17 protein-coding genes are annotated in these 21,170 nt (G+C 57.8%); 11 read left to right on the top strand and 6 right to left on the bottom strand.

Annotated features, from left to right (window positions below; all coding sequences use genetic code 11):
* Positions 1-56: 56 nt before the first annotated feature.
* On the bottom strand, positions 57-1,547 hold the full coding sequence (locus tag soil367_RS13660) for a WS/DGAT/MGAT family O-acyltransferase (protein ID WP_136549620.1): 1,491 nt from the start codon (positions 1,545-1,547) through the stop codon (positions 57-59).
* Between the two features lie 422 nt (positions 1,548-1,969).
* A complete protein-coding gene (gene smpB / locus soil367_RS13655; RefSeq protein WP_136549619.1) occupies positions 1,970-2,458 on the bottom strand; it encodes an SsrA-binding protein SmpB in 489 nt (162 codons plus the stop codon).
* 323 nt (positions 2,459-2,781) lie between these two features.
* Here smpB and soil367_RS13650 point away from each other — a divergent pair, with 323 nt between their 5' ends.
* From soil367_RS13650 to soil367_RS13640, 3 genes are read left to right on the top strand one after another with little or no spacing between them, the layout of a single operon-like run.
* Positions 2,782-4,170 (top strand): sodium-dependent transporter, encoded by a 1,389-nt coding sequence (locus tag soil367_RS13650; RefSeq protein ID WP_136549618.1) that lies wholly within the window; start codon positions 2,782-2,784, stop codon positions 4,168-4,170.
* A 19-nt stretch (positions 4,171-4,189) separates the two neighbouring features.
* The gene (locus soil367_RS13645; protein WP_136549617.1) at positions 4,190-4,636 is read left to right on the top strand and encodes a type II toxin-antitoxin system RatA family toxin; all 447 of its coding nucleotides are present in this window, start codon (positions 4,190-4,192) and stop codon (positions 4,634-4,636) included.
* A 29-nt stretch (positions 4,637-4,665) separates the two neighbouring features.
* Positions 4,666-4,944, top strand: a complete 279-nt coding sequence (locus soil367_RS13640; RefSeq protein WP_136549616.1) for an RnfH family protein — start codon at positions 4,666-4,668, stop codon at positions 4,942-4,944.
* A 44-nt stretch (positions 4,945-4,988) separates the two neighbouring features.
* Here soil367_RS13640 and soil367_RS13635 read toward each other — a convergent pair whose 3' ends face one another.
* Positions 4,989-5,327: an outer membrane protein assembly factor BamE gene (locus soil367_RS13635; protein ID WP_136549615.1), complete on the bottom strand. Its 339-nt coding sequence runs from the start codon at positions 5,325-5,327 to the stop codon at positions 4,989-4,991.
* A 308-nt stretch (positions 5,328-5,635) separates the two neighbouring features.
* Between soil367_RS13635 and fur the strand changes: the two genes are divergently transcribed.
* Positions 5,636-6,046, top strand: a complete 411-nt coding sequence (fur, locus tag soil367_RS13630) for a ferric iron uptake transcriptional regulator (protein ID WP_136549614.1) — start codon at positions 5,636-5,638, stop codon at positions 6,044-6,046.
* A 114-nt stretch (positions 6,047-6,160) separates the two neighbouring features.
* On the opposite strand, the gene recN is transcribed toward fur, so the two are convergent.
* A complete protein-coding gene (gene recN, locus soil367_RS13625; RefSeq protein ID WP_136549613.1) occupies positions 6,161-7,840 on the bottom strand; it encodes a DNA repair protein RecN in 1,680 nt (559 codons plus the stop codon).
* Between the two features lie 303 nt (positions 7,841-8,143).
* Between recN and grpE the strand changes: the two genes are divergently transcribed.
* The 7 genes from grpE to greA all read left to right on the top strand — a co-directional run bounded on the left by grpE (position 8,144) and on the right by greA (position 18,301).
* A complete protein-coding gene (gene grpE / locus soil367_RS13620) occupies positions 8,144-8,737 on the top strand; it encodes a nucleotide exchange factor GrpE (RefSeq protein WP_136549612.1) in 594 nt (197 codons plus the stop codon).
* Between the two features lie 143 nt (positions 8,738-8,880).
* The gene (dnaK, locus tag soil367_RS13615) at positions 8,881-10,791 is read left to right on the top strand and encodes a molecular chaperone DnaK (protein ID WP_136549611.1); all 1,911 of its coding nucleotides are present in this window, start codon (positions 8,881-8,883) and stop codon (positions 10,789-10,791) included.
* Positions 10,792-10,937: 146 nt separating this feature from the next.
* Positions 10,938-12,074: a molecular chaperone DnaJ gene (gene dnaJ / locus soil367_RS13610; protein ID WP_136549610.1), complete on the top strand. Its 1,137-nt coding sequence runs from the start codon at positions 10,938-10,940 to the stop codon at positions 12,072-12,074.
* Positions 12,075-12,178: 104 nt separating this feature from the next.
* Entirely contained in the window at positions 12,179-12,991 is an 813-nt protein-coding gene (gene dapB, locus soil367_RS13605) for a 4-hydroxy-tetrahydrodipicolinate reductase (protein WP_136549609.1), read from the top strand.
* Positions 12,992-13,373: 382 nt separating this feature from the next.
* Positions 13,374-14,507: a glutamine-hydrolyzing carbamoyl-phosphate synthase small subunit gene (gene carA / locus soil367_RS13600; RefSeq protein WP_136549608.1), complete on the top strand. Its 1,134-nt coding sequence runs from the start codon at positions 13,374-13,376 to the stop codon at positions 14,505-14,507.
* A 96-nt stretch (positions 14,508-14,603) separates the two neighbouring features.
* Complete coding sequence (carB, locus tag soil367_RS13595) at positions 14,604-17,828, top strand: carbamoyl-phosphate synthase large subunit (RefSeq protein ID WP_136549607.1); 3,225 nt, start codon at positions 14,604-14,606, stop codon at positions 17,826-17,828.
* Positions 17,825-18,301: a transcription elongation factor GreA gene (gene greA / locus soil367_RS13590; RefSeq protein WP_136549606.1), complete on the top strand. Its 477-nt coding sequence runs from the start codon at positions 17,825-17,827 to the stop codon at positions 18,299-18,301. The genes carB and greA overlap by 4 nt, the downstream gene beginning before the upstream one ends.
* A 15-nt stretch (positions 18,302-18,316) precedes the next feature.
* On the opposite strand, the gene soil367_RS13585 is transcribed toward greA, so the two are convergent.
* Complete coding sequence (locus soil367_RS13585; protein ID WP_136549605.1) at positions 18,317-19,243, bottom strand: alpha/beta hydrolase; 927 nt, start codon at positions 19,241-19,243, stop codon at positions 18,317-18,319.
* A complete protein-coding gene (locus tag soil367_RS13580; RefSeq protein WP_136549604.1) occupies positions 19,225-21,102 on the bottom strand; it encodes an Lnb N-terminal periplasmic domain-containing protein in 1,878 nt (625 codons plus the stop codon). The genes soil367_RS13585 and soil367_RS13580 overlap by 19 nt, the downstream gene beginning before the upstream one ends.
* Between the last annotated feature and the right edge of the window lie 68 nt (positions 21,103-21,170).

The raw sequence follows: 21,170 nt of genomic DNA, 5'->3' as shown, positions 1-21,170 counted from the left end.
GTGCTAACGGTATAACGTTTTCCGTATCGTCTGCTGTGGAGCCGGTTATTGGTTGATTACTTGACTGACGATTGTCTGGAAAATGCTTTGGCCGCGTCCACGACTACCTCGTCCTTCTGGTCCTCCGGCGCCGCTATTGTTGCCGCCAGACGCTTCAGTGCATTAAAGGATTGCACAAACTGAGCGACAACAGCGTCGGGATCGCCTATCAGACGCTTGTCGCTCACCAGCCCGAACTGCACCTGATCCTCGTAGCTGAAGATGCTCAGGCCGACACCGATGTCCCCGGTCTGCGGGACCCAGAACATGGGCTGCGTAAGACGCGCGCCGCACAGGTAAACCGGGTTACGGGGGCCCGGGACATTGGTCATTACTGCAGAGGCCTTGCGACTGAGCACTTCAAGGGCCATTTTCTCAAGAATATCCGGCCCTCGGCCGAAAACGTTCAGCAGGCTATAAGACACCTGGGCCTGATAGGAATTCTTCAGTTGGTTCATATCCTGCTGGACCTTGCTGAATTGCTCGAGCGGACAGGCCGTACCGACAGGGAGAGGTACAAGTACGAGTCCAAACTGATTGCCCAGTTTGTTTACCGGCTCCTGCGGCGGGCGAAGATTGAATGGCACTGCGACGTGAATGCCCTGAGGGGGAATCGGAGCGCCGCTTTCCTTGAGAAACTCGTGCAGGGCGCCCGTAGCGGCTGTCAGCAAGACGTCATTAACCGTGCCCTTCAACGCCTTGGCTACTTGCTTGACCTCGGCAAGGTCTAGCGGCTCCGCCCAGGCCACTTGCTTTCGGCCGCTTAGACTGCCCTTGAGGCGGGTAGGCGGGTCGAAAGGGCGCAGGCCCAGGCTGATGCACTCGTTGGCTACGCGCCAGGCTTCGTGGCCGAGATGCAGCAAATAGGTCGGATCATGCCTGACTTTTCGCCAGGACTTGTCGGCCACTGCGGTAACCTGCTGTCGGGTCTGGCTGAGGCTCTGCATGAAGCCATTGATGCGTTTCTGCCATCCGGGCGCGGGCGGCATTTTAGGGGCAATGCTGTTGCCGGGCATTTTGGTTACTTTCGCGTCGGCATTGTCGTCAGTAAGTGACAGCAGCACGCGCACCAGTGAAATGCCGTCGGCGATACAGTGATGGATCCGAATCAGCAGGGCGCTGCCTTCACCATAATTGTCGACATGATGGATCTGCCAGAGCGGTCTGTTGGGGTCGAGGTGGCTGCTGTTGAGATCGCCAAACACAGTTTGTAGCTCTTTTTTGCTGGCGGGGGCGGGCAGGGCGATGGAGTGAAGATGGTTGTCCAGATCAAAGTTCGGATCGTCGACCCAGTGGCAGCGTTCACCCTTGCGCTGAATGATCTGACGGAAACGCTGGAACTTCAGAAAGCGCTCTTCAAGCAGTTGTCGAAGCGCAGGTATGCCAATCGGGCGATCAAAAATAAGAACGACGCCTATCATCATACAGTTGGACGCCGACTCCATGCGTAGCCAGGACTTGTCCACGGCCGCCATGGGCGTGCCTTTGAGGCTGCTCCCAGAAACCATAATCCCTCCTATCCGTACCGGGATATCCGCTGTTCGAAACTCGGGTTATCAACAGAAGCCAACCTGAGTCTGGATGGTTTCGCCACGAGCTGCTCTGCATCCTCTCCGAGTGAGAATATGCCTGACTGTCGAAGTGTTCGTGACCGATACTGCTGCGCCAGATCCACGGCGGGCAATAGGTAGAAATACTACAATATAGATATACTAACTTAAAGTAATGCCTGGGTTAATTTTATGTATGCCGGGTAGGAGAGGTGCTGCGCCAGGGGTTCAAGCTAGTGACTGAATTATATGCGCCTAGATCAATGTTTGGTATATCTTTTTTAGCGATAGAAGCGCTGGACGGGAAGAGTTTGTGCACCGACAGGGCCGCCCGGAAGGGGGCCCCGCCGACGATCGAAAGGTCGGTCGGCAGAGCTTTTTCAGGATGACAGATTTTGCGGTTGGCGCATCAATCGCTGCTTTTGCCGATTCCAGTCGCGCTCTTTTTCGGTGGCACGCTTATCGAAGAGCTTTTTACCTTTCACCAGCGCAATCTCACACTTGACCTTGTTTCCTTTCCAGTAGATGGCCAGTGGCACGCAGGTATGACCAGTCTGGCCGACGGCGCCGATGAGACGTGCTATTTCCTTCTTGTGAAGGAGCAACTTACGGGTGCGGTCCGGGTCCGCCACAACATGGGTGGAAGCTGTGTTAAGTGGCTGTACATGAGCCCCAAGCAACCAGGCCTCACCGTCCTTGAGCAGTACATAGGCGTCGGTGAGCTGGCACTTGCCGGCGCGCATGGCTTTTACTTCCCAGCCGGTCAATGCCATACCGGCTTCGAAGGTCTGCTCAATATGATACTCGTGGCGCGCTTTTTTGTTGCGCGCGATGGTACTCGAGCCTGGAGTCGGCTTTTTCTTGCTCATAAAAGTCTCGATTGGCCCTTTTGGCTTTCGAAAATGTGGGGTTTGAACGAGTCGCTATTGGACGTGCCACCGGCTGTGCGATGCGGAGCCTCAGTGCTGCCAGCCGCATACTCAGGCAGGGCTGCCACTAACCTTGGCTCACTCGGACATGCGGCGCGGCCTGACCAGAATGCGAGCATTGTAACGCAAAGGCATGCGCCGGGGGCAAAGCTTCATGGGGTGCCGCACGCCGGCAGGGCGATGCGGGAAGTAATCGCGCGCGTTCCTTAATCTCGACTTGGCTTTCCGCTACAATTGCCGGCTTTCTTTGCCCGGAGATTTTTATGAGCGAACGGTACGAGTCCGGCCTGGGCTCATGGGGCAGTCGCTGGACGTTCATACTTGCTGCAACTGGTTCAGCGGTTGGCCTGGGGAACATCTGGAAATTCCCCTACATGGCCGGCGAAAACGGTGGCGCCGCATTTGTAGCAATCTACTTACTCTGTCTCTTTCTGGTAGGTGTGCCGCTGCTTATGGCCGAAGTGCTGCTTGGGCGCCGCGGTGGACAGAACCCGGTCGGCTCAATGGCGAAACTTACAGCAGCGGCCGGGACCAGCCGAGCCTGGATCTGGACTGGACGGCTTGGGGCTCTCGCGGGCTTCATAATCCTGTCGTTCTATTCGGTCGTCGGCGGGTTCTCCCTCGCCTATGTGTTCAACTCGGCATTCGGCGACTTTGTCGGAGCCGGACCTGAAGATGTCGCGGCGGTTTTTAGCGCCGTGCAGTCGAGTGCGGTCGAGTTGACCGGCTGGCATACACTTTTCCTGGTGCTCGTGATGATCGTTTCACTGCGGGGCATCAACCAGGGACTGGAAAAATCCCTGCGCATCATCATGCCGATGCTGTTCATTCTCCTGGCTGTGCTGCTCTGGTACGCCTGGGAACATGGCGATTTTGACCAGGGACTGGCTTTCCTGTTCGACTTCTCGGCCCAGAAGATCACCTGGCAGGCCTCTCTGGATGCGCTGGGGCATGCCTTTTTCAGCCTGAGCCTGGGTATGGGGGTAATGATGGCGTATGGAGCCTACATGCCGAAGTCTGCTTCGATCGGCGGTGCTGTGGTTGCTATCGCGTTGCTGGACACAGTTGTGGCTTTAAGCGCAGGCTTGATTATATTTCCGATTGTCTTTGCCAATGGACTGGACCCGACGGCCGGTTTCGGGCTGATGTTCAACGCCTTGCCTCTTGCTCTGGGGAATCTGCCCTTTGGTCATTTTGTTGGCACCCTGTTTTTTGTTCTGATCGCCCTGGCGGCCTGGAGTTCAGCCATTTCCATTCTGGAGCCCGCGGTGGCGTGGTCACAACAACGCTGGCGGTGCAGTCGCACATCGGCTGTGGTTGTGGTTGGCTGTGCCGCCTGGTTGCTGGGGCTTGGCACTGTGTTTTCGTTTAATATCTGGGCTGATGCCACCTTGCTCGGGGCGAATTTCTTCGGCTGGATCGACTTCGTCAGTTCCAGCCTGATGCTGCCGATAGTAGGGCTGCTGGTTGCGGTGTTCGCAGGCTGGAAACTGGATGTTGCATCTCGTCGGGAGGAGTTGGCCATGCGCTGGGCCTGGGCGTTCTCCTCGTGGCAGTGGCTGCTCAAGTATCTTGTGCCGGTGGCAGTTGTGGCGATACTGGCGATATCCGCCTGGGGATTCGTTTCGGCTCTGCAAAACCCCTTCGATTAGGCCGGTCGGGTAGCCTTTTATGACTTACAGGATCGACCGCAGTGCCCTCGTTTGGCATTCCGCTGAGCGTATGTTTGCGTTGGTGAATGACATTTCGGGGTATCCGGGCTTTGTACCCTGGTGTAGCGCTGCTGAAGTCCATGACTCGTCGCACGGCGAAATACTGGCTTCCATAGAAGTGGCGAAGGGCGGCGTCAGGCACCGGTTCACGACCCGGAATCTGATTGAAGAGCCACGCTCGATCGGGATCGAGCTGGTCGATGGACCATTCAAGGCACTTCACGGGCGATGGCGCTTCGAACCGCTCGATGTCAACGCGTCAAAAGTCGTGCTAGAGCTCGATTTTGAGTTTAGCGGCAGGTTTGCACGAATGGCTTTAGGCGGGGTATTCAGTCAGGCAGCCAACGCTGTCGTGGATGCATTTTGTACCCAGGCTGATCGAGTCTATGGGAAAAACAGGACTTGAGCGGGAACGAAGGTGGTACGGAAGGGCAGATGATCAGGGTGGAGGTCGCCTACGCCACGCCCGGTCGCCAGGAGATCCTCAGCCTCGATGTGGCCCAGGGAACCACTCTATTGCAGGCGGCGCAGGCGTCTGGCATTCACGAACGGTTTCCGGAGATCGACCTGCAATCGGATGCTATGGGGATTTTCGGTCGAGTAGTTAAAAACCCCGGAGAACATGTGGTCCAGGACGGACAGCGGATAGAAATCTACCGGCCTCTCACCATCGACCCGAAGCAGGCTCGGCTGAATCGGGCGAGAAAAAGATGACCGCTGAGTTTCAGAGGTGCTTGCCGGTGAAGTGCGGGTGACCATCAGTAGGCCGGCGTTTCGTCCAGAAGTCTGGCGGTGTGACGCGCATACTGATCGCCATTATAGAAGACCGTGACGCGCTGTTTTAGAATCTGGCCGCCTGAGTCCTGAAAGGTATACAGGTAGTAATCCCTGTCGTCGCGGAACGTGTTCTGGGTCATGGGCGTGCCGAGTGTCTGGTGGACGTCATCACGAGTCATGCCCGAACTGAGTTTGTCCAGGTCCTCCTGCTTGACGATATTGCCCTGCTGGATATCGATCTTGTACACGCCAGGGAAGGCGCAGCCACCGAGAATAGCTGCCAGAAAAAGAGTCAGGACTAGGGGGGCCAGCTTTTGCATCAGTGGGGGAATTCCTCTATCGTAATTTACCTGTGATACGGCATCGTTCGGCTTCTGGGTGAAGCGGAACAGCTCGCCAGGAATAGTTTTGCTCTGCGGGCCGGCTCCGTTGCCGGGGCCGCTCCTGGACTGGACCTGAGGCGCTTGGCGGCCGGAATAATTCTCTGCATTAACCAGTTTATGCCGAACCTTTAAGACAAGCGTTGGGCCGGCCGGGATGACAATGGTAGTTTGTTTCCAGCCTGTTTCCCATGACCGGGCTCATCATAACGGAACCTGAGAAAGACACCAAAGGGTGATTAAGTCGCATGTCAGCTGAAAATAGCGAACTTCGAAAAGCGGGTCTGAAAGTGACCCTGCCGCGAGTCAAAATCCTGAATATACTGGAAAGCTCGGACTCGCATCACCTGAGCGCAGAAGATGTGTACAAGAAACTACTGGACGCCGGGGACGACGTAGGCCTGGCGACCGTTTACCGGGTCCTGACTCAGTTTGAGGCCGCAGGGTTGGTGCTGCGGCATAATTTTGAAGGCGGGCACGCCGTTTTTGAAATGGCTGGGGACGAGCACCATGACCACATGGTGTGTACTCAGAGCGGCGAAGTGATCGAATTCTTCGACGAAGTGATCGAGGAGAGGCAAAAGAAAATCGCCGCAGACTATGGTTACGACATCGTCGATCACAGTCTGACCCTGTATGTGAAACCGAAAAAATCCTGAAAATAGCAGGCGCCCATCAGAAGCACGGTATGCCGCTTCCGACGGGCGCTGCTCCCACCCCGCTTGTGGCAGCTCGTAAACAAGCACTTCGCAAGCACTTAGCAGGCATGCTGGTCAGTGCGTTATAGCTTGCCCACGATCGAACATCTCCCGGGCATGAGCGAGGGTCTGGTCCGTCAGGTCGACCCCGCCTAGCATTCTCGCGACTTCTGATACTCGCTGGCTGTTTTCCAGTTTTTCTACTCGGGAGAAGGTGGCGTTCTTTTCGCTAAATTTGCTGACGAAAAGGTGCTGATGCGCTTGCGCGGCCACCTGGGGCAGGTGCGTGACACAAAGCACCTGGCCATTATTGCCAAGCCTGCGCAGTAGCTTGCCAACCACTTCTGCAACCGCCCCGCCGATGCCCACGTCCACTTCGTCGAAGACCAATGTCGGAATGGTTGAGGTCTGCGCCAGTACGACCTGCACTGCCAGGCTGATACGGGACAGTTCGCCGCCGGAAGCAACACGGGACAGACTTCGCGCGGGTTGCCCTGCGTTTGTGCTAATCAGAAACTCCACTTCTTCATTGCCGTGGGCCGCAGGCTGGCCTTGTGTATTTGTCGTCAGCTGAGTCACAAATCGGGTGCCTGCCATGCCCAGCTGAGTCAGCTCTTCGCCGATCTTCGCGTCGAGCCGGGTTGCGGCTTCACGGCGAATTTCGCTCAGGTTCCGGGCCTGCTTCTCGTACTCATCCCGCAGCCGGTTCACTTCGGCGCTGAGGTGGCCCACGCTCTGTTCGCCACTGTCGAGTTCCACTAATTCTGATTTCAGGCGCAAATGAAGCGCCGGCACATCTTCAGGCTGGACCCGGTGCTTGCGGGCCAGTTGGTAAATTGCGCTAAGGCGTTCTTCCACCTCTGCCAGGCGTTGAGGGTCGAGTTCGTAGTCATCAATAAAGTGGCGCAGATTACTGCCTGCTTCCTGCAGCTGGATCTGTGCCTCCTGGAGCATCTGCAGGGTTTCGTCCAGAGCCGGCGCCAGGCTAGGCAGCTTCTCCAGTTGCTGAACGGCCTGCTGCACCATTTCAACCGCGCTGGGTTCGCCTTCAGCCGTAAGGAGGGCGGCCTGATGGCTGTGATGGAGAATGCTTTCGGCGTTGGCGAGGCTCTGCTGCTCCTGTTCCAGTGCTTTCAACTCATCCTCACCCAGCGCGAGGCGGTCCATCTCATCGACCTGGTAGCGCAGCAGTTCAACGCGGGCGTCCCGTGATTGCTGGTTGTCCTGTAACGCCAGCAGTCGCTTGTTGGCCTGCTGCCAGTGCCGGTAGACCTCCCTGACGTCATGGGCCTGCTCTGCCGCGCCTGTAAACTCGTCGAGTAGTTGGCTGTGGGTTTCCTTGCGCAACAGAGACTGGTGTTGATGCTGGCTGTGAATGTCCATCAGCAGGCCGCCCAGCTGCTTGATGTCCTGAAGCGGGCAGGGCTGGCCGTTGATGTAGGCCCGGGAGCGCCCGTCCTTGCGGATGACCCTTCTCAGGATGCACTCGCCATCCGTGTCAAGGTCGTGAGCTGCAAGCCACTGGTTGGCTGCGCCGATCGAGCGAACGTCAAACACGGCGGTGATGTCAGCCTTGTCGCTGCCTTCGCGCACCAGCGCAGCATCTGCACGGCCACCCAGCGTTAGCGACAGCGCATCGAGGGCGATGGATTTGCCCGCGCCGGTCTCGCCGGTGAGCGCGGTCATGCCCCGGTCGAATGGTAGCTCCACATGTTCTGCGATGGCGTAGTTGGACACGGTCAGGTGGGTCAGCATAACGATAGTCTCCCTTGTTTACGCAGCATCGGTGGCCGGCATGCTCAGCTACCCGCGGGTACCGTGCAGCGTCTGCTGGGGCGAGCGGGCTGTTCGCATGTACAGTATATGGTTATTCATACAGTATCAAGATGGTTCGCGCATCAATTTATGGTTTACGGTTGAAAGGCGGATGCAAGGGCCCCATATCGCTGGACAGCACTTTGTCGGCCGTGAACCTGGCCGTTAGTTGAGGCGGTACGTGAGAGCACAAACCCGTGCCGGGAATATGAATTGAGCAAGTTCAGTCAGGAGACGACAAGCATGAGCGCAGACGAGACGTCGAAGGCCAAGCCGGCTGATGCAGAAGAGCAGCATGGGAAAAACTATGAAGACGCGGTGGACGAGGTAGCCTCTGAGGCGTCGGGGCCCGAGTCAGCCGTTGCGGCACTTGAGGAGGAACTCAACGAGTATCGCGAACAGGCTCTTCGAGCGCAGGCTGAAATGCAGAACGTCCGACGCCGGGCGGAAATCGACATCGAAAAAGCCCACAAGTTCGCTCTGGAAAAGTTTGTTCGGGAGCTGCTGCCGGTCGTGGATAGCCTGGAAAAGTCGGTCGAGAACGCCACCGGCGATTCAGAACTGCTGGTGCGGCTGCGGGAAGGCGTCGAAATGACCCTCAACATGATGTTGAGCAGCCTGGGTAAATTCAACGTCAAGCAACTCAGCCCTATGGGTGAGCCCTTTGATCCCCAGCAGCACGAAGCGATGTCCATGGTGCCATCTCCGGACGTCGAGCCGAACACGGTCGTGGGCGTAATGCAGAAAGGTTATACCCTGAATGATCGTCTGGTGCGGCCCGCCATGGTGATGATATCCCGTCCGGGCGACGTACCCATCGTTGATGAGAAGGCTTGAAAAGTCCCAAAGCAGGCCAATATAGGGCGGTAATGGCTCAACTGACGAGCGTTCTCCGTCAGCCTGCAACGGGTCACAAGACTTGCCGGCCGTTTGAAGCAGATTGCATAAGTAACAACTGAATTTAGTACTGGAGCACATTGATGAGTAAAATTATTGGTATTGACTTGGGGACCACCAACTCCTGTGTTGCCATCATGGATGGGGACAAGGTCAAGGTTATCGAAAACGCTGAGGGTGATCGCACCACGCCGTCCATTGTCGCCTACACCGATGACAATGAAATTCTGGTAGGCCAGAGCGCCAAGCGCCAGGCGGTTACCAATCCCAGCAACACCCTCTACGCGATCAAGCGCCTCATCGGCCGCCGTTTTGAAGACGACGTCGTACAGAAAGACATCAAGATGGTGCCTTACGAAATCGCCAAGGCCGACAACGGTGACGCCTGGGTATCTGTTAAAGGCAAAAAGATGGCGCCCCCGCAGATCTCTGCGGAAATCCTGAAGAAGATGAAGAAGACCGCCGAGGACTACCTTGGCGAAACGGTCACCGAAGCGGTTATCACCGTGCCGGCATATTTCAACGACAGCCAGCGTCAGGCTACCAAGGACGCTGGCAAGATTGCCGGGCTTGAGGTCAAGCGCATTATTAACGAGCCGACCGCCGCGGCACTGGCCTATGGCATGGATCGCAAGGGTGCGGACCGTACCATCGCGGTTTACGACCTGGGTGGCGGCACCTTCGATATCTCTATCATTGAAATCGCTGATGTCGATGGCGAGAAGCAGTTTGAAGTGCTGGCGACCAACGGTGACACCTTCCTCGGTGGTGAAGACTTCGACTCCAAACTGATCCATTACCTGGCTGACCAGTTCAAGAAAGATTCCGGTATTGACCTGAAAGGCGACTCCCTGGCCATGCAGCGCCTGAAAGAAGCTGCCGAGAAAGCCAAGATCGAGCTGTCTTCCAGCCAGCAGACCGACGTCAACCTGCCTTATATCACGGCCGACCAAACCGGCCCCAAGCACATGAACGTGAAGGTCACCCGTTCCAAGCTTGAGTCACTGGTTGAGGATCTGGTTGAACGCAGCCTTGAGCCTTGCCGCATGGCGCTGAAGGATTCCGGTATCAAGTCCGGTGAAGTGGATGAGGTCATCCTGGTCGGTGGCCAGACACGTATGCCCATGGTTCAGGAGAAGGTCAAAAACTTCTTCAACAAAGAGCCGCGCAAGGACGTCAACCCGGATGAAGCGGTTGCGATGGGTGCGGCGATTCAGGCTGCGGTTCTCTCTGGCGACGTGAAAGACGTTCTGCTGCTCGACGTGACGCCGCTGACCCTGGGTATCGAAACCATGGGGGGTGTCGCCACGCCGCTGATCGACAAGAACACCACGATCCCGACCAAGAAATCGCAGACGTTCTCTACGGCTGATGACAACCAGACCGCGGTAACCATCCATGTGGTGCAGGGTGAGCGCAAGCAGGCCAGTCAGAACAAATCACTGGGCCGTTTTGACCTGGCGGACATTCCGCCGGCACAACGCGGCGTTCCGCAAATCGAGGTAACCTTCGATATTGATGCGAACGGTATTCTGCACGTCTCGGCGAAAGACAAGGCTACAGGCAAAGAGCAGTCCATCGTCATCAAGGCCTCTTCCGGTCTGAACGATGACGAAATTGAAAAAATGGTGCGCGACGCTGAGGCTAACGCCGAAGAGGATCGCCGCTTCGAAGAGCTGATTCAGGCTCGCAACCAGGGCGACGGCATGGTACACGCTGTGCGCAAGACTCTGGAAGAAGTCGGCGATAAGGCTGATCCGGCTGAGAAGCAGCAGATCGAGGAAGCCATCAGCGAACTGGAAGAAGCGCTCAAGGGCGACGACAAGGCTGACATCGAAGCCAAGACCCAGAAGCTGACCGAAGCCTCTTCTAACCTTGCGCAGAAGATGTATGCCGAGCAGGGCGCCGAAGAGCCCCAGCAACAGGCCGGTGGCAACGAAGATGCCGCGGTCGACGCTGAGTTCGAAGAGGTTAAAGAAGACGACAAGCGCTAAGCTGTAGCCCAGCCCTTCGGTGCGAGCGTATCTCGCACCGACAACCGGGCCATAGATGAAGTGTGAACGAGAGACGCGGAGAAGCCCTTCGCGTTTTTCGTCGTATAACTGTCGTATAACTGAAGATTGATAATTCACGGGATATTATGGCCAAGCGCGATTTTTACGAGATACTCGGCGTCGAACGTTCAGCGGACGAGAAGGAGATCAAGCGCGCCTACCGCAAGCTGGCAATGAAGTATCACCCGGACCGCAATCCGGATGACAAAGCCGCCGTTGATAAATTCAAGGAAGCCAGTGAAGCCTACGAGATTCTGGCGGACAGTCAGAAGCGGGCAGCATACGATCAGTTCGGTCATGCCGGCGTAGACGGTCAGGCGGGCGCTGGCGGCTTCGGCGGCGGAGGTTCGAGCTTCGCCGACATCTTCGGCGACGTGTTTGGCGATATATTTGGTGGTGGCGGCCCTGGTGGCGCCCGTTCAAACCGGGGTGCGGACCTGCGCTACACCCTTGAGTTGGATCTGGAAGACGCCGTGCACGGCACCACCGTCAAGATCCGCATTCCCAGCCACGTGCCCTGCAAGAGCTGCGAAGGCAGCGGCGCAGAGAAGGGCTCTCAGCCTGAGACCTGTGGCACCTGCCGGGGTATCGGCCAGGTTCGCATGCAACAGGGGTTTTTCTCGGTTCAGCAGGCGTGTCCAAGCTGCCGTGGCACGGGCAAGGTCATCAAGAACCCATGTAAGTCATGTCACGGCGCCGGTCAGGTCGAAGAACCCAAGACGCTTTCGGTCAAGGTTCCGCCCGGTGTCGATACGGGAGATCGCATCCGGCTCGCCGGCGAAGGTGAACCTGGCATGCAAGGTGGTCCGGCAGGCGATCTTTACGTGCAGATCGCGGTCAAGGAGCACGCGATCTTTACTCGCGACGGACGCAACATCTATTGCGAAGTACCCATAACGATTGTTGATGCAGCGCTCGGCGGTGAACTGGAAGTGCCGACGCTTGACGGTCGGGTGAAGCTCAAGATCCCGCCCGAAACCCAGACTGGTAAGCTTTTCCGTATGCGCGGCAAAGGGGTATCTCCGGTACGTGGTGGTGGCCCAGGGGATCTGCTTTGCCGGGTCATGGTGGAGACGCCGGTCAATCTCACCAAGCATCAGAAAGATCTGCTTCGGTCGTTCCAGGAAACCCTGGACGAAGAAAACGGCGGTCACCAGCACGCGCCAAAGAAGACCTCCTGGTTTGAAGGCGTGAAAAGCTTCTTTGAAGACATGAAGTTCTGATTTGCGCTGGGCTCCTGCACTGGCAGAGAAGGCAGTAAAAGCCGCAGTGCAAGGGCTCCTGAAAGCAAACGTGGCACTTCAGCAACAGTAAGGAAAACGCACGGATGGTACGGATCGCAATCGCTGGCGCTGCCGGTCGTATGGGCAAAACCCTGGTCGAAGCTGTAGAGCTTACTGAAGGTCTGGAGCTGGGTGCCGCGACTGACCGGCCCGGAAGTTCGCTGATCGGTAGTGATGCCGGCGAACTGGCGGGCATCGGCAGAGTCGGCGTCACCCTGACGGAAACGTTTGAGAACGCCCAGGACAAGTTCGACGTGCTCATTGACTTCACGTTTCCGAGCCTGACCCTGGAGCATGCTGAACTATGTCGGAAGGCCGGCAAGGCGATGGTCATCGGCACGACCGGCCTCAGCGATGACGATAAAGCCCAGCTGGCTCTCGCCGCCGAAGAAATTCCCGTGGTGCTGGCGCCCAACATGAGCGTTGGCGTCACCCTTGTGCTTGAGCTGTTGAAGACCGCTGCTCGTGTCATCGGCGATGACACCGACATCGAAATTATCGAAGCGCATCATCGTCACAAGAAGGACGCGCCATCCGGTACCGCATTGCGAATGGGCGAGGTGATTGCTGAAACACTTGGGCGGGACCTCAAGCAGTGCGCGGTCTATGGGCGCGAAGGCTTTACCGGTGAGCGGCCGAAGGACGTCATCGGTTTCGAAACCATACGAGCCGGCGACATCGTTGGCGACCATACGGTCATGTTCGCCGGTTTGGGCGAGCGGGTCGAAATCACCCACAAGGCCAGCAGTCGGATGACCTTTGCCAAGGGTGCGGTCCGGGCGGCCCAATGGCTCGGCGAGCAACCTGCGGGACTTTACGATATGCAGGATGTTCTGGGGCTCAAAGGACTAAGCTGAGCCTGGTACCGAGAGGCTTTGGGCTGGTGTAGTGTCTTCAAGCCGGCCCATTCGCAAGGGCAGTAACTCATGGACAGGGCGCGCCTGATTTTTTACAATACGGCAGTTTGACTGCAATACCGACATCCGGCGATTCGAATGACAAAGGGCGGGACGGAGTTAACCTGGAGGCTGGAAACTACTGGCCTGCACTGGCTCCCTCTCGCTTTTTTGCGACCTGAATTTGCCACAGTCCGACAAGGAACCTCCAACCTGTTTGTGCCCGGCCCAGGCTGTGCTTGATCCTGATTTGACCTCGATAGTGGGTCAACGTCAGGCGGTCGGAGCACCCGGAGGTTCCCTTACTGCTCCAGCCCACTGACGGTATGACGAGGACCTGGCATTGAAACACCCAGCAATACTAGCGCTAGCAGACGGCAGCCTTTTCAAGGGCTACTCCATTGGTGCCGAAGGTAAAACCCATGGCGAGGTGGTCTTTAATACCTCCATGACCGGGTATCAGGAAATACTGACCGATCCTTCGTACTCCCAGCAGATTGTCACCCTGACCTATCCCCACATCGGCAATACCGGCGTGAACCCGGAAGATGTCGAATCAGACCGCATCCAGGCCGCGGGGCTTGTCATTCGCGATCTGCCGCTTATGGCAAGTAACTGGCGCTCAACCCAGCCGCTGGATGCGTATCTTCGGGACAACGGTATCGTTGCGATTGCCGGCATTGATACCCGTCGGCTGACACGTATTCTGCGGGAGAAAGGCGCGCAATCTGGTGCCATCGTAACCGGAGACGTCAGCGAGGCAGAAGCACTTGCCTACGCCGGGGCATTCCCCGGACTCAAAGGTGCTGATCTGGCCAAAACCGTCAGTCGGGCAAAAAGCGAAAAGTGGTCCCAGGCGACCTGGCATCTGGATTCGGGCTATGGAACAGCGCAGCCTGGCAAGTATCATGTGGTCGCGTTTGATTATGGCGTCAAATCGAACATTTTACGGATGCTGGCCGACCGGGGCTGCAATGTCACCATTGTGCCTGCGCAGACGCCGGTGGCTGAAGTGCTGGCGATGGAGCCGGACGGCGTCTTTTTGGCGAACGGTCCAGGCGACCCCGAACCCTGCGATTACGCGCTTTCAGCGATCACGTCTGTCCTTGAAAAGAAAATCCCCACCTTTGGCATCTGCCTGGGCCATCAATTACTGGCGCTGGCCAGCGGTGCCCGCACCAGCAAGATGATGTTGGGCCACCACGGGGCCAACCATCCGGTTCTGACCATGGAGACCGGAACCGTCATGATCACCAGTCAGAACCACGGATTCGCTGTTCTTGAGGAAAGTTTGCCCGACAACGTCAAAGCGACCCATAAGTCACTGTTCGACGGAACGTTGCAGGGTATCCGCCGCACGGATGTGCCCGCTTTCAGCTTCCAGGGCCACCCGGAGGCGAGTCCCGGCCCGCACGATGTAGCGCCGCTGTTCGACCAGTTCATTGCCATGATGGATGAGTACCGCGCACCGAGCTGATCAAAGCGTCTCCAGGTTGCCCCGATGGGCACCGGCCGCCACAGGTCGGGCCCGATTACAGCGAAAGCACAGTGATAGAACAGGTTAAAGTGAACTATGCCCAAGCGTACTGACATCAAGAGCATCCTGATTCTGGGTGCCGGCCCTATTGTTATCGGTCAGGCCTGCGAGTTCGACTACTCTGGCGCTCAGGCCTGCAAGGCACTGCGCGAAGAGGGCTACCGGGTCATCCTGGTAAACTCCAACCCCGCGACCATCATGACCGATCCGGTCATGGCAGACGCCACCTATATCGAGCCCATCACCTGGCAGACGGTCGAGAAGATCATCGAGAAGGAGCGCCCGGAAGCGTTGCTGCCGACCATGGGTGGCCAGACGGCTCTCAACTGCGCGCTCGACCTGGAGCGCCACGGTGTCCTGGAGCGGTTCGGGGTAGAGATGATCGGTGCCAATGCCGACACCATCGACAAAGCCGAAGACCGGGAACGCTTCGACAAGGCCATGAAAGCGATCGGGCTTGAGTGCCCGCGCTCTGCCATCGCCCACAGCATGGAGGAAGCGTTTGAGGTTCTGGATGACATTGGTTTCCCCAACATTATCCGCCCGTCGTTCACTATGGGTGGCTCCGGCGGCGGCATCGCCTACAACCGGGAAGAGTTCCAGGAAATCTGCGAGCGGGGGCTGGATCTCTCCCCGACCAAAGAGCTGCTGATCGACGAGTCATTGATCGGCTGGAAAGAGTACGAGATGGAGGTTGTCCGCGACAGGAACGACAACTGCATCATCGTCTGCGCCATTGAAAACTTCGACGCCATGGGTGTCCATACCGGTGATTCGATCACCGTAGCGCCGGCGCAAACACTGACCGATAAGGAATACCAGATCATGCGCAACGCCTCTCTGGCGGTGCTGCGCGAGATCGGTGTCGAAACCGGCGGCTCCAACGTCCAGTTCGGTATCCACCCTGACAAAGGCCGTATGGTTGTGATCGAGATGAACCCCCGTGTGTCGCGCTCCTCGGCCCTGGCATCGAAGGCCACCGGCTTTCCTATCGCCAAGGTTGCGGCCAAGCTGGCGGTGGGATACACCCTGGACGAGCTGCGCAACGAGATTACCGGCGGGGTTACACCGGCTTCGTTTGAGCCGTCCATTGATTACGTTGTAACGAAGATTCCGCGCTTCACTTTCGAGAAGTTCCCCCAGGCTGATGCCCGTCTGACAACCCAGATGAAGTCGGTCGGCGAAGTTATGGCCATGGGGCGGACATTCCAGGAATCGCTACAGAAGGCCCTGCGTGGACTTGAAGTGGGTTCTGCCGGCTTCGAGCCCCAGGTTGATCTCGCCAGCTCCGACGCTCGCGATGAGATTCTGCGTGAGCTGCGTGTGCCCGGCGCCAACCGCATCTGGTACATCGGCGACGCCTTTCGCCTGGGCATGAGCCTGGATGAAGTCTTCCGTCACACCCATGTCGACCGCTGGTATCTGGTACAGATTCAGGATCTCATCGCCGAAGAGAAGGCGTTGGCTTCGGTGGGAACGTCAGAGCTCGACTACGACCGGCTCTTTGGGCTCAAGCGCAAGGGCTTTTCGGACACGCGTCTGGCCGCACTGCTGGGACTTTCCGAAGAGAGTTTCCGCAAACTGCGCCATGACCTGGGCGTGCGCCCGGTCTATAAGCGCGTAGATAGCTGCGCGGCCGAGTTCGCATCCGCCACCGCGTACATGTATTCGACCTACGAGGAAGAATGCGAATCGCAGCCGACTGACCGCGAAAAGATCGTTGTCATCGGTGGTGGCCCCAACCGCATAGGCCAGGGTATCGAGTTCGATTATTGCTGCGTGCATGCTGCGCTCGCCATGCGCGAGGACGGCTATGAAACCATCATGATCAACTGCAATCCAGAGACCGTTTCGACTGACTACGACACGTCTGACCGACTCTACTTCGAGCCGATCACGCTGGAAGACGTGCTGGAAATCGTTGAAAAGGAGAAGCCCAAAGGCGTCATCGTCCAGTACGGCGGCCAGACACCGCTCAAACTGGCCCGCGGCCTTGAAGCCGCGGGTGTGCCTATCATCGGCACGAGTCCGGAGGCGATCGACCGCGCTGAAGACCGCGAGCGCTTCCAGCAGATGATCAACCGACTGGGGCTGAAGCAGCCCGCCAACACTACCGTGCGCAGCCACGAAGAAGGCATTGTTGCCGCGCGGGAAATTGGCTATCCACTGGTCGTCCGGCCTTCTTACGTTCTGGGCGGGCGAGCCATGGAAATCGTCTACGAAGAGAGCGAACTGGTCAATTACATGCGCAGTGCGGTGCTGGTCTCCAATGACAGTCCGGTATTGCTCGACCACTTCCTCAACGCGGCCATAGAAGTGGATATCGATGCCATCTGCGACGGCGAGCAGGTCGTCATCGGCGGGATCATGCAGCACATCGAACAGGCCGGGGTGCACTCCGGCGACTCGGCCTGTTCGCTACCGCCTTATACGTTATCGGCTGAAATTCAGGACGAGATGCGTGAAAGTGTTAAGCGCATGGCGCTGGAACTGGGCGTCGTGGGGCTGATGAACGTCCAGCTCGCGTACCAGGACGGTGAAGTCTATGTCATCGAGGTCAACCCTCGGGCGTCGCGTACGGTTCCGTTTGTGTCGAAAGCGATCGGTGTGTCTCTGGCAAAGGTTGCGGCGCGCTGCATGGCGGGTCGATCCCTGGCAGATCAGGGCTTCACCGCCGAGGTGATCCCGTCATACTATAGCGTCAAGGAATCGGTGTTCCCCTTTAACAAGTTCCCGAGCGTTGACCCCATTCTGGGCCCTGAAATGAAATCAACGGGCGAAGTGATGGGCATAGGTGACAGCTTTGACGAGGCGTTTGCCAAAGCGGCCCTGGCTTCAGGGACGCGCCTGCCCAAGGGTGGGAAAGCGTTCCTGAGTGTGCGGGATGCGGATAAACCTGCAGCTGTGCAACTGGCGCGCGATCTGATCGCCGAAGGCTTCAGTATTGTCGCCACCGAGGGTACGGCAGAGGTGCTGCGCGCCGAAGGGATCAAGGTCGAGCCTATCAACAAGGTGCGCGAAGGGCGTCCCCATATCGTCGATGCCATAAAAAACAATCAGATTGCGCTGATTATCAATACAACCGAGGGTCGAAAGGCGATTGCCGATTCATCGCAGATTCGTCAGTCCGCGCTCCAGGGTAAGGTCACATACGCGACCACCCTGGCCGGCGGCGAGGCATACTGCCGGGCAATCCGTTTCGGACCGGAAAGGACCGTTCGTCGGCTCCAGGACTTACATGCAGGAAAGACAACATCATGAATCGAGTACCCATGACCGTAAAGGGCGAGCAGAGCCTTCGGGATGAGCTAAAGCGCCTGAAAAGCGACGATCGGCCGAGAGTCATCGCCGCGATTGCTGATGCACGTGAACACGGCGACTTGAAAGAAAACGCTGAATACCACGCCGCCCGTGAGCAGCAGAGTTTCATCGAGGGGCGTATTCAGGAAATCGAGAGCAAACTCTCCGGCTCGCAGGTGATCGATATCACCAAGATCGAGAAGTCCGGGAAGGTCCTCTTCGGCACGACGCTGACCCTCATCAATACCGATACCGAAGAAACCGTGCGATACCAGATCGTCGGCGAGGACGAAGCCGACATCAAGGCCGGCAAATTGTCCATCTCCTCACCCATCGCCCGTGCCCTGGTGGGCAAGGAAGAGGGCGACGTGGTTCAGGTCACGATCCCGTCTGGTACTGTTGAGTATGAGATAGACCTGGTCGAACACATCTAGTTGAAGCAGGGCATGTCATCTGGCATGCCTTTCACTCTTCTCATCACTGACTCCGCTTTCTGCCGCAGACTGACTGTGTGCTATTTGTCGATCCGCTGCAGAGTTTCGGTGCTGCAACAAAAAATCCAGCACGGTCTGACGATACTCATCTACGGCAAAGGTCGCAGCATGTGGCGTTTCTGTGGCCAAGAACTGTTTCGGCGGGCTTGCCGCCGCATAGAGCAGGCGACCATGATGGGCGGGTACGACGTTGTCGACGTTGCTGTGGATGAACAACAGCGGCAGATCAAGCTTGCCGACAATCGACAATGGCTCCCGGTTCGCGGGTATCAACCAGGACAGAGGGACCTGTAAGGCCCAGGTGATCCAGGACTGATTCAGTTTTTCTTGAGCGATTCGCCTGAAGCCCGCGAACGCCCCGTCGATTATCAAGCCCTCTGGTTTACGGTTGGCTTCATGGCTGGCCAGCAGTGCCATGGCCCCGCCGAGGCTTTGCCCGAGCACGAATACCGGCAGTGGGTCGCTGCGGTCAAGGGCCCAGTCCAGCCCGGCCATACTGTCTATCAGCACGCCTTCAAGATCCGGGCTGCCGGTCGACATGCCAAAGCCCCGGTAATCGATTATGAACACGTTATAGCCCGCACCTGGCAGCCAGCTGACGTTCAGAAAGTGGGCGCTGATGTTCTGGGCGTTGCCGTGCAGAAAGTAAACGGTCCCCTGGGGCTGGCCTTCGGCCGGAAGCCACCAGCCGTAGAGCTGCTCGTCGTCAGAAGTCGATAGCTGTACTTCCTCGAATGCCAGGCGCAGTTGATCTGGAGTCACGTACTGCCGGTTATCCGGATAGAAAAATAACGACGTGCAGCCGCTCAGGATGACCAACATCACGCCAGCCATAGCCCCGACGAGGCGGCGTCGACCGCGATCTAGAAGTAGGTATGCCATCCCAAAGCCCACTGGGTTGTATAAGCATTGTCCAGTTTCGAGCGCTCTGCCGATGCGGCGACCGAGTGACGCTTGCCAAGGTGGAGCCTCGCTTCACCGTACAGTTTGGCTTCGCGTGTTTTCGCGCCCAGCAGCCACCATTTTTGCCCAAATCCGGTCATGAAACTTACGAGTCGTCCCTGCCGTAAGGCGAGCACGTCGGCGCCCGGCGCGATGTCCCAACCTTTTTGCAGGTCTCCGTCGATCTCAAGATCGGCTGTCGCGATCGCACCGGCTTGCCAGCTTCCGAGGCCGGCCAGATACCCGGCACCGCCTTCGAGGTAAGGCGTGAGTACCCGATGCCCACGATGGGTGTATGTCCGGCGCGCGCCAGTTCCTACCTGCCACGATAGCGGCGTGAAGAACCGATCAATGGTTGCCAGCGAGCGGATCTCCACCGCAACCAGCCGTTCCAGCTGCCACTCCTGCTGCTCCGTATAGAAGCGCGTATCCAGCCGCAAAAACTGTAACTGGGCGCCATCTCGATACCCTGCCGGAGGGTCGAGCAAACCGTGGTAGGCGGGGCGGAGCGCAAGCTCGAGATAGTCTCGCGGGCCGTCTCTGCCCACGCGAAATGTTGTGCGAAAGGTATCGTGGCCCTGGTCGTCTCGCGTTTCGGGCCGGGCCGGGCCTGTCAGGGTGCCGGGCTGATCGATAAGACTGCGGGCCGCTAGCAGGCCGTAGGAAAGGGGCGCTGCCTTGTCTCTGGGCCAGTTCTGTTCCAGGGCCAGATAGCGGACGTAGTCGTAGGCAGCATCGAGCACCTGTGCTTGCTCAACAGGCTCGAAATCTTTTGTGGCAACGTCGGCCGGCTTGAGGGTGCCTCTGGAAAGCTCGACAGCGGTGTCTCGCTGCGATTCGTTCAACTGGCCCAGCTGTGCCTTGACGACAGTTGCTGCCGAAGGCCGGTAGTGAATCCTGGCTACCAGATCATGCTGGAGTACCCAGCGGACGGTATCGGAGGGAATGGCATGCGTCGTCACATTGCTCAGAAGGTTTGTGCCGGGCCGGGCAACATCTATGAGGGCCAGAAGACGGTACGCACAATTTTCATCCAGGAAATAGTAGTCGAAGCGCGTCGCGCGTAATTCCCAGGTATGGGCGAGCAGCTGCCGTGTTTCCTGCGGTGACAGGTTGAGTTCGTATTCCCAAAGGTCGCGGTTCTCAACATCCGAATAGAGTTTGACCATCTCGTAGTAGGGGCGAATAGCTGTAATGCCAGGGTAGCCGCCGAAAATGCCGCGATAGGCAAACATGATCTCGCTTTCATGGGCACTGGCATCAGCAGCATAGGAAATAGTGCTGGCCAGTAACAGATCGGTTTCATCCCCGGTCTGAGACGGGTCAAGTCGGATAAAGGTGTGTCCGAACATGGACGAAGGACTATTGAGGTACGAGGCCGCAAAAACCAGAGTGACCGTTTCGGTGTTCAGCTGGTCGATCCAGTTCTCGTAGTCGGGGCAGCTCACGGCTTGTTCAGGCAGCGCTAGCTGATCCCTTAGCCACCGGTAGCGCGCGGGAAAGCGGCACCGTGCGTGGCGATTGCCTCCGCCGGGCTCGAGCATTGCCCTGATGCTGGCCTCGAGTTCCGCTGCAGGGTTATGTCTGCCCTCGTCGCTAAGGAAAAAGCCCGGGTCGTCCGCCTGACTCTCAAGACTGCCCAGGGTTTGGCGCTGATAATGCCCCAGGGCCAGCCATGCTGGCGAATGAGCGAGCTGCTGAACCCGTGCCTGGCTGATGAGTTGATCTACTGAATTTGCCAATGCTGGTGCTGCAATCAGGCAGCCGAAAAAAAGACACGGCAACAGGCGGTGCAGCATGAGTCATCCCGAGCGGCAGGAAGCAGAAGAGAGAGGCGCGCCGTAAAAAATCGGCGCGCTCCTTTTAC

Source organism: Hydrocarboniclastica marina (assembly GCF_004851605.1).
GTDB classification, from domain to species: Bacteria; Pseudomonadota; Gammaproteobacteria; order Pseudomonadales; family Oleiphilaceae; genus Hydrocarboniclastica; species Hydrocarboniclastica marina.
This window is presented reverse-complemented; position numbering and strand designations above follow the sequence as displayed.